This window comes from Microbacterium foliorum, assembly GCF_003367705.1.
GTDB classification, from domain to species: Bacteria; Actinomycetota; Actinomycetes; order Actinomycetales; family Microbacteriaceae; genus Microbacterium; species Microbacterium foliorum.
This window is the reverse complement of sequence record NZ_CP031425.1, coordinates 2,230,178-2,243,859: the sequence shown is the minus strand read 5'-3', so window position 1 is coordinate 2,243,859 and position 13,682 is coordinate 2,230,178. Positions and strand designations below refer to the sequence as shown.

The following is a 13,682-nucleotide window of genomic DNA, read 5'->3' as shown; positions in this document are numbered from 1 at the left end:
GGAGGGCGGTTCTGTTGTGCGGTGTGCGTCGACGCCGACTGCGGGCACCGTGGCCGCGGCGGCTAGAAGGCGCTGCTGCGGATCTGCAGGGTGATCTTCGTGCCCTTGCGTCGCTGCTCGCCCTCGCCCGGATCCGATCCGGTGACCTCGGTGAAATCGTTGGGGAAGGCGTTCCAGATGCCGTTCCACGTGGGCTCGAAGCCCGCATCGCGAATCGCCTGCGCAGCCTCGTCGCGACTCATACCGGTGACATCGGGCACGGGGAACAGGGGAGGACCCGTCGACACGATGAGCTGGACCTGGTCTCCGGGGCGCCAGTTGCCCTCTTCGGCGCGATCGGCGACGCCGATGACGCGATCCTTCTCGACGTCCTCGCTCGTGACGTACTGGATGTCTCCGCTGACCTGGAGCTGCTTGTCGGTGAGGGTCTTCGTGGCCTGGTCGACGGACATGCCCGCGACATCGGGGAACGCGCCGGCCGAGACGTAGAGCTCGACCGAGTCGTCTTCGAGCAGTTCGCAGCCCTCGGCGCAGGCATACACCTCGCCGCCGTCGCGCGGGGTGACGAAGGCGTTGATCACGCGGTCGGCATCGGCATCGGAGAAGAGCACGAGTGACTGCTCGGCCACGTTGACCTTGATGCCCGCCAGATAGTCGCGGGCTTCCTGCTCGGTCTTGCCGTTGAGTGTCTCGGCCGTGTGCGATGCAGGGCCGATCGAGACGACGACCGTGACCTCCGCGCCCTTGTCGAGTCGAGCGCCCTCGTCGGGGTCGGAGCGGATCGTCTGGTCGCGGGCGACATCGATGGAGTTCTCCTCGCCGCGGACGGGGACGAACCCCTCGGCGGTCAGAGCGTTGGCCGCATCGTCGTACGACATCCCTGCGACCGCAGGAACGGCGACGAGGGATCCCGGTCCTGACCCGAACCACCAGCCGACTCCGCCGGCCACGGTCGCGAGCAGCAGAACCAGCGTCAGCAGGAAGGCGCCGCGCGCACGTCGACGCGACGAGCGTCGACGCAGCAGCGTGGCGTTGTCGACGGGCGCGGCCACCGGTGCGGTCGGATCGGCGATCGCGATCGTGCTCGGCATCACCTTGGTGACGTCGCCCGAATCCGCCTGGGAACGCTGCGACATGGTCGCCGCCGCGACGGCGGGGGCGATGCCGAGCCCGCGTTCGATCTCGCGCAGACGATCGAGCATCTGCTGAGCATCGTCCGGTCGCTCGTCGGGGGACTTCTCGGTGGCCCACAGCACCAGCTCGTCGAGCTGCTCGGGCACCCCCGGGTTGCGGACGCTGGGGCGCGGCACGGATTCGGTCGCGTGCTGGAAGGCGATCTGCATCGGCTGCTCGCCCTTGTACGGCTGCTCACCCACGAGCATCTCGTAGAGCATGATGCCGAGCGCGTAGATGTCGCTGCGGGCGTCCGCCGTCCCGCGGGTGACCAGTTCGGGCGCGAGGTAGGCGATCGTCCCCAGCAGCTGCTGTCCGGTGGCGGTGTTGGCGGTCGTCGCCCTGGCGAGCCCGAAGTCGCCGATCTTGATCCGGCCGTCCTCGGCGAGCAGCACGTTCTCAGGCTTGACGTCGCGATGCACGATGCCTGCGCGGTGCGCGGCGGAGAGCCCGGCGAGCACCGCATCCATGATCGTGATCGTCTGCGGGATCGTCAGGCGCTTCTGTTCGCGCAGGAGCTCGCGCAGGGTGATGCCGGGCAGGTACTCCATCACCAGGTAGGCGAGCTCGCCGTCCTGGCCCTGATCGAACACGTTGACCACGTGCGGGTCGGCCAGGCGGGCCGCGGCCCTGGCCTCCTGGATGAACCGGCTCTGGAAGGCGGAGTCATCGCTCAGGTGGGCGTGCATGACCTTGAGGGCGATGCGCCGTTCGAGCCGGAGGTCGGTGGCGACGTAGACGGTCGCCATGCCTCCGCGCGCGATCCGTGCACGCACCCGGTACCGACCGTCGACGAGCCGCCCGATGAGGGGGTCGGCCTGCTGATTGGTCGTCACGTCAAGATTCTATGGAGAACTGCCTGAAAGCTCGGGGAGCGGCTCGCCCCTCGACCCTGCGGGTTTGCCGGAAACCGCCTCACCCGTGGCTGGCGAGCCACTGGTACGCCTGCGTCTCCCACTGGCCGTACCGCTCCGGATATGCGGAGATCTGCACGGCCTGGGCGGCGTCGGTGAACCGCATGCCCTCCCAGCCGGAGACGTCGAGCAGGCCGCGCGATGCCGGACCGTTCGGGTCCGACGCGCCGCCGTAGAAGACGCGGGTGCTCCGGTCGGAGTCGATCGCCTGCTCGGGCGAGCCCCACCCCATGCTCGGGCGCTGCTGGTAGAGGCCGAGGGAATCCCGGTCGCCCCAGGCGAGGTTGCGCATGCCCGACTCCACCATCGCCGTCGCGAGAGCGATCGCGATGCCGCGGTCGGGTACGCCGAGCTCCCTGCCGATGGCGATGATGAGAGCGGCATTGCCGGCCTGCTCGGCATCGAGGGGCGTGGACAGCTGCACAGGCGGTTCGGGCGCGGTCGGAGCGGCCGGCGGTGTCGGGGCCGGCGCCGCGGCGACGACGAGACTCTGACCGGGATAGATGATCGACTCGGCGGTCAGGCCGTTGAGGGCATAGAGCTGGGCGACCGTGGTGGAGTATGTCCTGGCGAGCTCGAAGAGGGTGTCGCCCGGCATGATCGCGTGCGTCTGCCCGCCCGGGGTCGATGCGGGCGCGGCTGCCGGCGCTGCCGGTGCGGCGGGGGGCGCGGCCGGGGCGGCGGTCAGTGCGAGCTGCTGCCCGGGATAGATCACGGATGCACGTGTCAGTCCGTTCGCGGCGAGCACCGCGTCGACGGTGGTGCCGTACTTCTGCGCGATGCCGAACACCGTGTCGCCGGCGACCACCGCGTGAGTGGTTGACACGGCGCTGGGGGAGACCGACGTCGCGGGCGCGGTCGGTGCGGCGGAGCCGGTGAGCGAGAGCACCTGTCCCGGGTAGATGACCGATCGCCACCCGAGCCCGTTGGCGGTGAGCACATCCACGGTGCGAAGGCCGAACCGGGTGGCGATGGTGGCGATCGTGTCGCCCGGCTGCACCGTGTACGTGGCCGGTGGGGCCTCGGCCGGTGCGACGCGCGTCGGTGGCGACTGCAGTCGCTCCACCGGACGGGCGTCGCCTTCTGCGTGCGCGGGTGCGACGGCGATGGCCCCGGTGAGCGTTCCCAGCACGGCGGCGGGCACGCCCAGTCGGAGGTAGCGCGTTCGGTGCGCGACAGTCTGCGTTCTCAAGGCGATCTCCTTGTTCGGCGTCCGCCCACGCTGACACGGATGTAAACGTAAGTCAACTGGAGGGACGCATGTGAAAGGTGGGACGGGAGAGGCGGAAGTGGCTGTCGTGATTGAAAGTGCGAGGTGCGCGCAGAGGTGAGATAGTTGCATCGTGTCTGTGCCTGAAGTGAACCCGTCTGAGAATCGTCCCGAGAACCCGGAGTCTGCGACGTCGTCCGCGGACCTCGTGGATGCGTCTGCACCCACCCCCACCGAGTGGCTGACGATGCCCGACCTCGTCGATGCCCTCGACGAGGCGCTCGGCCGTGTCCGCCGCCTGATCGACGAGCACTACCTCGTGGGCTCGCGCCGGACGGGCGTCTTCGCAGTCCCGTCGGTGTTCATCGTCGAGGGCAGCCCGCTGCCGTCCCTGCGTGGCACGATCATCGTGCTGAAGGATGCGGGCTTCACTGACGACGAGGTGATCGACTGGCTGCTCGCACCCGAGGAGGAGCTGGGCCGCTCGCCGATCGACGCTCTCCTCGCCGGACACAAGAGCTCGGTCCGTCGGATCGCTCGCACGCTCGCCTGACCCCGTCGGAAGCCGGCGCGGCGCGCAGCGGGAGCGCTGTCAGGCGGTCCGCACGGTCGCCGCGCGCGCCAGATCCCGCAGCTCGCCCAGCGCAGCGCCGTCGAGGCGTGCGTCGGAGAGCGCCCGGTCGGCCTCCTCTGCGTAGTCCTCGATCATCCGCTCCACCTGATCGAGCGCGCCGGAGCCCGAGATGGTGTCCTGCAGGAAGGTGATCTGCTCGGTCGTGAGATCGGGGTCGCCGAGCATCTCATCGAACAGGTCGCGGGTCGCGGTGTCGAGGGTCTGCCGGGTGAGCGCGACCAGCACGGTGCGCTTGCCCTCGCGCAGGTCATCGCCCGCCGGCTTTCCGGTGACAGCGGCGTCGCCGTACACGCCGAGCAGGTCGTCTCGGAGCTGGAAGGCCATTCCGACGGGATGCCCGAAGCGACGCAGTGCGTCGAGCTGATCCGCATCGCCGGCAGCGATCGCCGCGCCGAGCACGAGAGGCTGCTCGATGCTGTACCGCGCGGACTTGAGAGAGACCACGCGGAGCGCGCGGGCCAGGTGCGACTCGGTGGCGTGCACACTCCACGCGGACTCCTCCGCGATGTCGAGGAACTGTCCGACGGTGACATCGCGACGCATGCGCGCATACTCGCGACGGACCGCCGCCGCATGGGGGAGCGAGGCCACGGCCTCCTCGAGAAGATCATCGCTCCATGCCACTAGGAGGTCACCGAGCAGGATCGCCGAGGACCGGCCGAACGCCGCCGCGTCGCCGCGCCACCCCGAGTCTCGGTGAGTGCTCTCGAGCGCGCGGTGCGCCGCGGGGCGACCACGGCGGGTGTCCGAGTTGTCGATGAGGTCGTCGTGCACGAGGGCGGCGGACTGGAAGATCTCCAGAGCGGCGCAGACGTCCCAGAGGGCATCCATGGGTGCGGCATCGCGGTCGGCGACTCGGGCCACGGCCTGCCAGCCGGCGTGGCAGAAGCGGGCCCGGAGTCGTTTGCCTCCCACGAGCGTGTCGGCGGCCGAGTCGATGAGGCCCGCCGCGTCGGGGCCGTAGTCGCTCGACTCGCTCCGCATCCGCTCCAGGAAGAGATGCAGGCGTGTGGCGACGGCGTCGGGGACGAGTGTGGGGGACGGCACGACTCCCAGCATACGTAAAGCGAACAGGGCGCCAACTGCTAGCCCGGAGCCGCATACCGCGCGTAGAATGAACAGACGATACCCGAGGGGGACGAAATGCCACTCTCCGAACAGGAGCAGCGTCTGCTCGACGAGATGGAACGCCATCTCCTCCACAACGACGCAGACGTCGTCAGCGCGCCGTCAGGTGACCGAGCACTCAGCTACCGCAATCTGGTCTACGGAGCACTGCTGCTCCTCGCCGGCGTCGGAGGGTTGATCGTCGGAGTCGTCCTCGGCGACGTCTGGGGCGTCGTTGTCGGCGTCGTCGGATTCGCTGCGATGCTCGGCGGCGTGATGTTCGCCGTGACTCCCGTGCGCAAGCCCGTGTCGTCGGTGCCTCAGGAGCGTGCCGCCAAGCAGCACAGCTCCGCGTCCTTCATGGACCGGATGAACGATCGATGGGACCGCCGCCAAGACGGCCACTGACTCTCCCCACACTCCTCCTCTACGAAGGCCCGGATGCTCTGAGCATCCGGGCCTTCGTCGTGTCCGCTGCGCGTTCGCGGCGGGGCTGTCGACGTCCTCCACCTGTCCTCCACTGCCCTCCACCCGCCGTGATCCCTGTGATAGCAAGGGGCGCCGCGGGGTGGGGTCCCGATCGGAGTGCCCGAGAGCCGATTCGTCGTAGGTTTGTGGAGGAAAGTGGAGTAAAGTGGGGCGCACCTCGAGTTGGCCGGACGGAGAGGGGGTGATGGCCGATGTTGCTGGGCACGCACTCGCCGAAGCTGGACGACAAAGGAAGGGTCATCCTTCCCGCGAAGTTCCGCGAAGACCTCGGTGGCGGCATCGTCGTCACCAGAGGGCAGGAACGCTGCCTCTACGTCTTCAGCACGGCCGAGTTCGAGACCATGCACGAGCGGATCCGTCAGGCGCCGCTCGCGAACAAGCAGGCGCGCGACTTCATGCGCCTGTTCCTCTCCGGTGCCAGTGCGGAGATGCCCGACAGCCAGAACCGCATCACCATCCCCGCTCACCTGCGTCAGTACGCGGGGTTGCAGAAGGAGCTCGTCGTCACCGGAGTCGGCGCACACGCCGAGATCTGGGATGCCGAGAGCTGGAACGCCTACCTCGCCGCCGGTGAGGAGACTTACTCCGATCTCGAGCAGGAGGTGATTCCGGGACTCTTCTGACCACGGCCGTGATGCCCCGCCGCTCCCGCCCCGACACACTTCCCCGGTGCCGGGTCGAGAAGCGGAGGGGGATCAGGGCCTTGGACTCCACCACAGGGTCACCCGAGAAAGATCATGAACCTCCGCGACATCCACACCCCCGTACTGCTCGACCGCTGCGTCGAGCTGCTCGCTCCGGCCCTTCAGGCTGACGGAGCGGTGCTCGTCGATGCCACGCTGGGCATGGGCGGCCACTCCGAGGCGCTCCTCGAGCGCTTCCCGCACATCCGTCTCGTCGGTCTCGACCGCGATACCGACGCCCTCCGCATCGCCGGAGAGCGGCTCGCGCGCTTCGCCGACCGCGTCACGCTGGTGCACACGGTCTATGACGAGATCGGACTGCACGCGCAGGGGGCCGCCGGCATCCTCTTCGACCTCGGCGTCTCATCGCTGCAGCTGGACGAAGCGGAACGCGGCTTCGCGTACTCGAAGGATGCTCCGCTGGACATGCGGATGGATCAGACGAAGGGCATCACCGCCGCCGAGGTCATCGCGACCTACAACGAGGGCAACCTCCGCCGCATCTTCGAGCGCTACGGCGAGGAGAAGCTCGCCGGTCGCTACGCCCGCTTCATCATCGCCGCGCGCGAGAAGCAGCCGATCACCCGCTCCGGCGAGCTCGTCGACATCCTCATCGCCGCGACGCCCGCCGCCGCCCAGCGTGCAGGGCACCCGGCGAAGCGCGTCTTCCAGGCACTGCGAATCGAGGTGAACGCCGAGCTCAACGTGCTCGCCGACGCGATCCCCGCCGCGATGGACGCCCTCGCGCCGAGTGGACGCATCGTGGTGATGTCGTACCAGTCCCTCGAAGACAGGCTCGTCAAGCAGGCGTTCGCCGCCGGCGCGGCATCCACCGCCCCTCGCGGCCTTCCGGTCGAGCTTCCGGAGCACGCGCCACGATTCCGCATCATCACCCGAGGTGCGGAACTCGCGGACGATGACGAGCGCGCACGCAATCCGCGGGCGATCCCGGTGCGCCTGCGCGCAGCCGAGAAGGTGCGGGAGAACTCATGAGCCTGAACGCCGCCGTCCGTCCGAGCCGGCCCGCACCCGAGGCACCCGCCCGCACCCCCCGCCGCACACTGCAGCCCGTCACCGGGACGCCGCAGCGCCGCCGCCCCAAGCTCGCCTACGCGCTGCTGGCCGTCGGGGGAGCGCTCGCGATCGGCGCGGCCCAGATCGGGCTCTCGCTCGCGATCACCCAGGATTCGTTCACACTCGCCGGGCTCACCTCGCAGCAGCACGAGCTCGACCTGCGCACCGATGCGCTGCAGGAGGACCTCACCGGGATGAGCTCCCCGCAGTCGCTCGCGACGAGCGCCGCGGCGCTGGGCATGGTGGTGGCGGGCTCGCCTGCGTACCTGAGGCTCAGCGACGGCGCCGTGTTCGGGCAGGGGACCGGTGCTGCCGGAGCATCGACGATCGATCCGACCGGCGCGGGCGCGGTGGGCAACGCACTCCTCAACGACGTCCCGGTCAACGCGTCGACAGCGGACGACGCCACGCCGGACGCACCGTCGGGGCAGTCGATGCAGGAGCTCCCGCCGGCCATCACCGACGGTCTCCCGAGCCCGAGCACACGATAACCACGACCCCACCGACCACCCCGAGCTGACGGAGAGCATCCATGACGACACGAGCCACCCGGACGCCTCGGCGGCGCACGGTCGTCGCGCTGGCGGTGATCCTCGCGGTCCTCGGGGCGTTCGTCGTCCGACTCGTGGACATCCAGGTGGTCAAGGCCGACGAGCACGTCGCCCAGTCGATGGAGTACATCGCGCACGGTACGGCCATCCCCGGTCAACGCGGATCGATCGTCGACGCCGACGGCTCGGTGCTCGCCGAGAGCGTGCTGGTGTACGACGCGCAGCTCAGCCCGCAGGTCATCCGCCTGCTGGAGGAGGACGACAAGAACCCGCCGGCACTGCCCTGGGCGGAGGCGTCCACGCGCATCGCGGAGATCATGGGCCTGGATGCCGACAAGCTCCGCGCCGATGTCGCGGCGGTGCTCGCAGACAACCCCGACTCGCAGTACTTTCCGCTCGTGAAGGGGCTGAGCACCGAGAAGTACATCCAGCTGCGCGACCTCAAGATCTCTTCCTACCTCCAGATGAAGCCTCGCGAGGTCAGGGTCTACCCGAACGGTGCCGTGGCCGGGAACCTGCTGGGCTTCCTCGACGGCACGAGCACCGCTCAGGCCGGCGTCGAGAAGATGGACGAGAAGTGCCTGGCTCCGACCGATGGCGAGGAGTCGTACCGCACCGGCAAGAACGGCGTGGTCATCCCGGGCAGCGAGAGCAGGACCGACGCGGTCGACGGCGGCTCGGTGCAGCTGACCATCAACAGCGACCTGCAGTGGTACATGCAGCAGATGATCGCCGAAGAGGCGCAGACCCAGGGTGCCAAGGGCGGCACCGTCACCGTGGTCGAGGTCGGCACGGGCAAGATCCGCGCCGCGGCCGAATGGCCCACCATGGACCCCAACGACCTCAACGCCTCGTCGCCCGACACCTGGGGCAGCAAGCTCTTCACCTACCCGTTCGAGCCGGGCTCGACGTTCAAGCCGGTCACCGCCGCGGCGATCATGGAGAACGCCGGTGTCACGATGACGACCCCCACGGTGTCGGCGTCGTCGCACGAGAAGTTCGAGAACGGTGCCGTCATCAACGACGCCTTCGTGCACCCGACCTTCCAGTACACGCTCGCGGGCGCCCTCATCGACTCGTCGAACGTGGCGCTGTCGAAGTTCGGCACCATGGTCAGCCCGGACGTGCGCCACGACTACCTCGAGCGCTTCGGCGTCGGCACCAAGACGATCGGCTTCCCCGACGAGACGAGCGGACTGCTGCATCCCACCAGCGAGTGGGACAACCAGTCGCTGTACACGACCACCTTCGGGCAGTACTTCACGGTGACGGCCCCGCAGCTCGCCGGCGCCTACCAGGCGATCGCGAACGGCGGCGAGAAGATCGGTCTCTCGCTCATCGAGTCCTGCACCACGCCGGACGGCACCGTCGTCACCCCTGACGCTCCCGAGCACGAGCAGATCATCAAGACCCAGACGGCCGCGGACCTGACCCGGATGCTCGAGAACGTCGCCGTGCAGGGCGGCAACGCGGAGCGCATCCAGGTCCCCGGGTACCGCGTCACCAGCAAGACCGGTACGGCGCAGATCCCCGACGGCAACGGCGGCTACAAGTCCGGGGTCTACTACACGAGCATGGTGGGCTTCGCCCCCGTCGATGACCCCCAGTACGTCGTCGTGGTGACCCTCGACGAGCCGACTAGAGTTACATCGTCTGCCGCCACCGCATCGGCCTTCCAGAAGGCGATGACCCAGACCATGAAGACCTACCGCGTGATGCCGTCCTCCACTCCGATGGACGCACCGCTCCCGAAGTTCGAATAGACGGCGCCCCGCCGCGCCTGGAGACGTCATGATCGCCCTGTCGCTTGCTGAGATCGCCACCGTGCTCGGGGGTGATCTCCGTCTCGCCGGTCCCGCGACCGCCGAGACCATCGTCGACGGAATCGTCGACACCGATTCCCGAGAGATGGGTCCCGGCTCGATCTTCGTCGCGAAGCCCGGTGCCGAGACCGACGGGCACCGGTTCGTCGGCGCAGCGCGCGAGGCGGGCGCGGCTCTCGCGATCGTCGAGCACGTGGTCGACGAGGACATCCCGCAGATCGTGGTCGCCGATGCCGTGACCGCCCTCGCGGATCTGGCCCGGGAGGTCGTCGCTCGCGTCCGCGCCGCCGGGGACCTCAGGATCGTGGGCATCACGGGCTCGAACGGCAAGACCACGACGAAGAACTTCCTCGCCCGCATCCTCTCCGACGAGGGTGAGACCGTCGCTCCCATCAAGTCGTACAACAACGAGGTGGGCGCGCCGGTGACGATGCTGCGCGTCACGCACGGCACCCGGTTCCTCGTCAGCGAGTTCGGGGCGGATGCTCCCGGCAGCATCGCACGGCTGGCAGGCCTCGTGCATCCCGATGTCGCGGTCGTCCTCATGGTGGGCATGGCCCACGCCGGAGGGTTCGGCGGCATCGAGGCGACGGCGAAGGCCAAGTCCGAGCTCGTCTCGGCGGCCACCTCTTCTGGCACCGCCGTGCTGAACGTGGACGACTTCCGAGTCGCCGCCATGAGCGAGCTGGCGACATCCCGAGGGATGTCGGTCGTCGGTTTCGGGCAGAGCGATGCCGCAGACATCCGCGCGCACGATGTCGAGGTGACCGCCTCGGGTACGACGTGCGTGGTGGAGGCAGGCGGAGAGCGGATCCCGCTGCGGCTCCAGGTGCTCGGCGCGCACCACGTGGGCAACGCGCTCGCGGCGATCGCCGCCGCTCGGGTGCTCGGAGTGTCGACCGCCGATGCCGTCGCGCGCCTCGAGACCGTCGAGATCGCCGAGCGCTGGCGGATGCAGCCCCTCGGCAACGACCGGGTGCGCATCATCAACGACGCGTACAACGCGAGCCCCGACTCGATGGCGGCAGCGCTGCGCACCCTCGCGCAGATCACCGGCCAGGACGAGCGCACCGTCGCCGTCCTCGGCGCCATGAGCGAGCTCGGCGAGACCGCGGGCGAGGAGCACGACCGGATCGGGCTGCTCGCCGTGCGCCTCAACATCCAGCGCATCGTGGTCGTCGGGCCGGAGGCACGCCGACTGTTCATCTCCGCGATCAGCGAGGGGTCGTGGGACAGCGAAGCCGTCTTCTTCCCCGACCAGGACGCGGCGTTCGAGTACCTGCGCACGGAGCTGCGTGACGGCGATCGCGTCCTCGTGAAGTCGTCCAACTCCGTGGGCCTGCGGCATCTCGGCGATCGTCTGGGAGAATTGTTCTCGTGAGGTCTCTCATCATGGCGGCCGCGATATCGCTCGCCTTCACCCTGTTCCTGACTCCCGTCTTCCTCCGGCTCTTCCGCAAGTGGGGTTGGGGGCAGGTCATCCGCACCCCCGAAGCGATCGAGAACCCGAGTCACGAGGCCAAACGCGGCACGCCCACCATGGGCGGTGTCATCTTCATCCTCGGCACGATGGTCGGCTACTTCACCGCGACGTACGTCGGCGGCGGCACCCCCGCGCTCTCCGCGCTGCTCGTGCTGTGGCTCATGGTCGGCTTCGGCGCCGTCGGTTTCATCGACGACTACATGAAGGTGCACAGCCAGCGCAGCCTCGGCCTGTCGGGATGGCGCAAGATCATCGGCCAGCTCGTCGTGATCATCCCGTTCGGCATCGTCGCCCTGAACTTCCCCAACTCGTTCGATCAGACCCCCGCATCCGGATCGATCTCGCTGTTCCGCGACATCCCGTGGCTGAACCTGTTCGCCTTCGCGGCGATCCTCGGATGGGTGCTCTACCTGCTGTGGATCGCGATCATCGGTGTCGCGACGTCCAACAGCGTGAATCTGACGGACGGTCTCGACGGGCTCGCAGCCGGTGCCGGCGTCATCGTCGTCGGCGCCTACAGCCTGATCGCCTTCTGGCAGTTCAAGCAGTCCTGCGTGGGGGAGGGTGTCGAGAAGGCGGCGTTCAGCGGATGCTACGAGGTCCGTGATCCGTTCAGCCTCGCGATCATCGCGGCATCGGTCGCCTCGAGCCTGATCGGGTTCCTGTGGTGGAACGCCCCCAAGGCGAAGGTCTTCATGGGCGATGTCGGATCGATGGCGATCGGCGGCGTGATCACCGCGATGGCGATCCTCACCCGCACCGAGCTGCTGCTCTTCATCATCGCCGGCGTGTTCGTCATGGCTTCGGGGTCGGTCATCCTGCAGCGCGGCTACTTCAAGATCACTCGCGGAAAGCGACTGTTCCTGATGAGCCCCTTCCATCATCATCTCGAGATGCGCGGATGGTCCGAGGTGACCATCGTGGTGCGCATGTGGATCATCGCAGGTCTCCTCGCCGTGTCGGCGGTCGGTCTGTTCTATGTGGAATGGCTGACCCGTGTCGACTGACGTCAGGCTCGCGACGCTGACCAGCTGGCACGCCGACTGGTCCGGCCTGCGCGTCGCCGTGCTCGGCCTGTCGATGACGGGCTTCTCGGTCGCCGACACACTGACCGAGCTCGGCGCCGATGTGCTCGTGCTCAGCGAGTCCGCCGAAGAGGAGTACGCCCGGCTGCTTCCGGTGATCGGAGCGCGCCTCGAGCTCGGTCCGCTGGCGACGGTGCCGGCCGCTCTGAGCGGATTCGATCCCGAGGTGATCATCGCCTCTCCGGGGTTCTCTCCCGCACATCCCGTGATCCGCTGGGCGCAGGAGTCCGGCATCGCTCTGTGGGGCGACGTCGAACTCGCCTGGCGCGTGCGCGACAAGGTGCGGCGAGCAGACGGCTCGTCTGCCGACTGGGTGCTGATCACCGGCACGAACGGCAAGACGACGACCACCCAGCTCACCGCGTCGCTGCTCGTCGAGGGCGGGCTGCGCGCCGCCCCCTGCGGCAACATCGGCGTGCCGATTCTGGATGCCGTGCGCGACCCCGAGGGCTTTGACGTCCTGGTGGTCGAGCTGTCCAGCCATCAGCTCTGGTATCTCGGTCTTTCGAGTGCCGAGGGCGAGCTGTACCCGCATGCGTCGGTGTGCCTCAACCTCGCGGACGATCATCTCGTGTGGCACGGCAGCGCCGATGCCTACCGCGATGCGAAGGCGACCGTCTATCGGAACACCCGCGTCGCGTGCGTCTACAACAAGGCCGACACGGCGACCCGCACCATGGTCGAACAGGCCGAGGTGGTCGAGGGCGCCCGTGCCGTCGGCTTCGACCTCGGCATCCCCGGTCCCAGTGACCTCGGCGTGGTGGAGGGGCTTGTCGTCGACAGGGCGTTCCTCGACGACAGGGCGCGCAGTGCGCTCGAGCTCACCACCGTCGCCGACCTGGAGCGGGTCGGTCTCGCGGCTCCGCACATCGTGCAGAACATCCTGGCCGCAAGCGCGCTCGCCCGGTCGCTGGGAGTCGAGCCGGAGGCGATCCACGCCGCGCTGCAGTCCTTCCGCCTCGACGAGCACCGCATCCAGGTCATCGCGCGCCATGGGGGCATCACCTGGGTGGACGACTCGAAGGCGACCAACCCGCATGCCGCGGCCTCGTCGCTGCGCGCATACCCCGGAGCGATCTGGGTGGTCGGCGGCGACCTCAAGGGCGTCGACATCGGCGAACTCGTCGCATCGGTCGGTGCGACGGCCAGGGCGGCGGTCGTGATCGGCGTCGAGCGCGGATCGGTGGTCGCGGCATTCGAGCGACACGCGCCGACGGTCCCGGTGTTCGAGGTGGATGCTGGCGAGACTGATCACGTCATGAATCGCGTCGTGGAGATCGCCGCGGGGATCGTCGAGGGTGAGGGCACAGTCCTGCTGGCCCCCGCAGCGGCATCCTTCGACCAGTTCTCCGGCTACGCGGATCGCGGACACCGCTTCGCCGAGGCGGTGCGGGACTGGATAGACCGGGGGAACGCCGATGACTCAGGTCGCACGCCCCCCACGGTCTGAGTCCGG

12 protein-coding genes are annotated in these 13,682 nt (G+C 68.7%); 9 read left to right on the top strand and 3 right to left on the bottom strand.

The genetic code is table 11. The annotated features are described in order from the left end of the window. Positions 1 to 62: 62 nt before the first annotated feature. Together pknB and DXT68_RS10575 are read right to left on the bottom strand one after the other, a co-directional pair. Entirely contained in the window at positions 63 to 2,009 is a 1,947-nt protein-coding gene (pknB, locus tag DXT68_RS10580) for a Stk1 family PASTA domain-containing Ser/Thr kinase (protein WP_045253718.1), read from the bottom strand. 79 nt (positions 2,010 to 2,088) lie between these two features. Continuing rightward, a complete protein-coding gene (locus DXT68_RS10575; RefSeq protein WP_045253719.1) occupies positions 2,089 to 3,279 on the bottom strand; it encodes a muramidase family protein in 1,191 nt (396 codons plus the stop codon). Between the two features lie 151 nt (positions 3,280 to 3,430). Between DXT68_RS10575 and DXT68_RS10570 the strand changes: the two genes are divergently transcribed. Further along, positions 3,431 to 3,850: an Rv2175c family DNA-binding protein gene (locus DXT68_RS10570; protein ID WP_373372444.1), complete on the top strand. Its 420-nt coding sequence runs from the start codon at positions 3,431 to 3,433 to the stop codon at positions 3,848 to 3,850. Between the two features lie 39 nt (positions 3,851 to 3,889). On the opposite strand, the gene DXT68_RS10565 is transcribed toward DXT68_RS10570, so the two are convergent. Beyond that, the gene (locus tag DXT68_RS10565; protein ID WP_045253720.1) at positions 3,890 to 4,990 is read right to left on the bottom strand and encodes a polyprenyl synthetase family protein; all 1,101 of its coding nucleotides are present in this window, start codon (positions 4,988 to 4,990) and stop codon (positions 3,890 to 3,892) included. A gap of 84 nt (positions 4,991 to 5,074) precedes the next feature. Here DXT68_RS10565 and DXT68_RS10560 point away from each other — a divergent pair, with 84 nt between their 5' ends. From DXT68_RS10560 to murD, 8 genes are all read left to right on the top strand, one after another. Further along, positions 5,075 to 5,446, top strand: coding sequence for an SCO2097 family morphological protein (locus DXT68_RS10560; protein ID WP_045253721.1), 372 nt, complete (start codon positions 5,075 to 5,077; stop codon positions 5,444 to 5,446). A gap of 272 nt (positions 5,447 to 5,718) precedes the next feature. Continuing rightward, entirely contained in the window at positions 5,719 to 6,150 is a 432-nt protein-coding gene (gene mraZ / locus DXT68_RS10555) for a division/cell wall cluster transcriptional repressor MraZ (protein WP_045253722.1), read from the top strand. 114 nt (positions 6,151 to 6,264) lie between these two features. Next, positions 6,265 to 7,203 (top strand): 16S rRNA (cytosine(1402)-N(4))-methyltransferase RsmH, encoded by a 939-nt coding sequence (gene rsmH, locus DXT68_RS10550; RefSeq protein WP_045253723.1) that lies wholly within the window; start codon positions 6,265 to 6,267, stop codon positions 7,201 to 7,203. Beyond that, entirely contained in the window at positions 7,200 to 7,775 is a 576-nt protein-coding gene (gene ftsL / locus DXT68_RS10545) for a cell division protein FtsL (RefSeq protein ID WP_045253724.1), read from the top strand. Before rsmH ends, ftsL begins: the two co-directional genes overlap by 4 nt. A 41-nt stretch (positions 7,776 to 7,816) precedes the next feature. Beyond that, a complete protein-coding gene (locus tag DXT68_RS10540; RefSeq protein WP_045253725.1) occupies positions 7,817 to 9,598 on the top strand; it encodes a peptidoglycan D,D-transpeptidase FtsI family protein in 1,782 nt (593 codons plus the stop codon). Between the two features lie 28 nt (positions 9,599 to 9,626). Beyond that, complete coding sequence (locus DXT68_RS10535; RefSeq protein ID WP_045253726.1) at positions 9,627 to 11,039, top strand: UDP-N-acetylmuramoyl-tripeptide--D-alanyl-D-alanine ligase; 1,413 nt, start codon at positions 9,627 to 9,629, stop codon at positions 11,037 to 11,039. Next, positions 11,036 to 12,148, top strand: coding sequence for a phospho-N-acetylmuramoyl-pentapeptide-transferase (gene mraY, locus DXT68_RS10530; protein ID WP_045253727.1), 1,113 nt, complete (start codon positions 11,036 to 11,038; stop codon positions 12,146 to 12,148). The genes DXT68_RS10535 and mraY overlap by 4 nt, the downstream gene beginning before the upstream one ends. After that, positions 12,138 to 13,676, top strand: coding sequence for a UDP-N-acetylmuramoyl-L-alanine--D-glutamate ligase (gene murD, locus DXT68_RS10525; RefSeq protein ID WP_045253728.1), 1,539 nt, complete (start codon positions 12,138 to 12,140; stop codon positions 13,674 to 13,676). The genes mraY and murD overlap by 11 nt, the downstream gene beginning before the upstream one ends. Positions 13,677 to 13,682 lie beyond the last annotated feature (6 nt).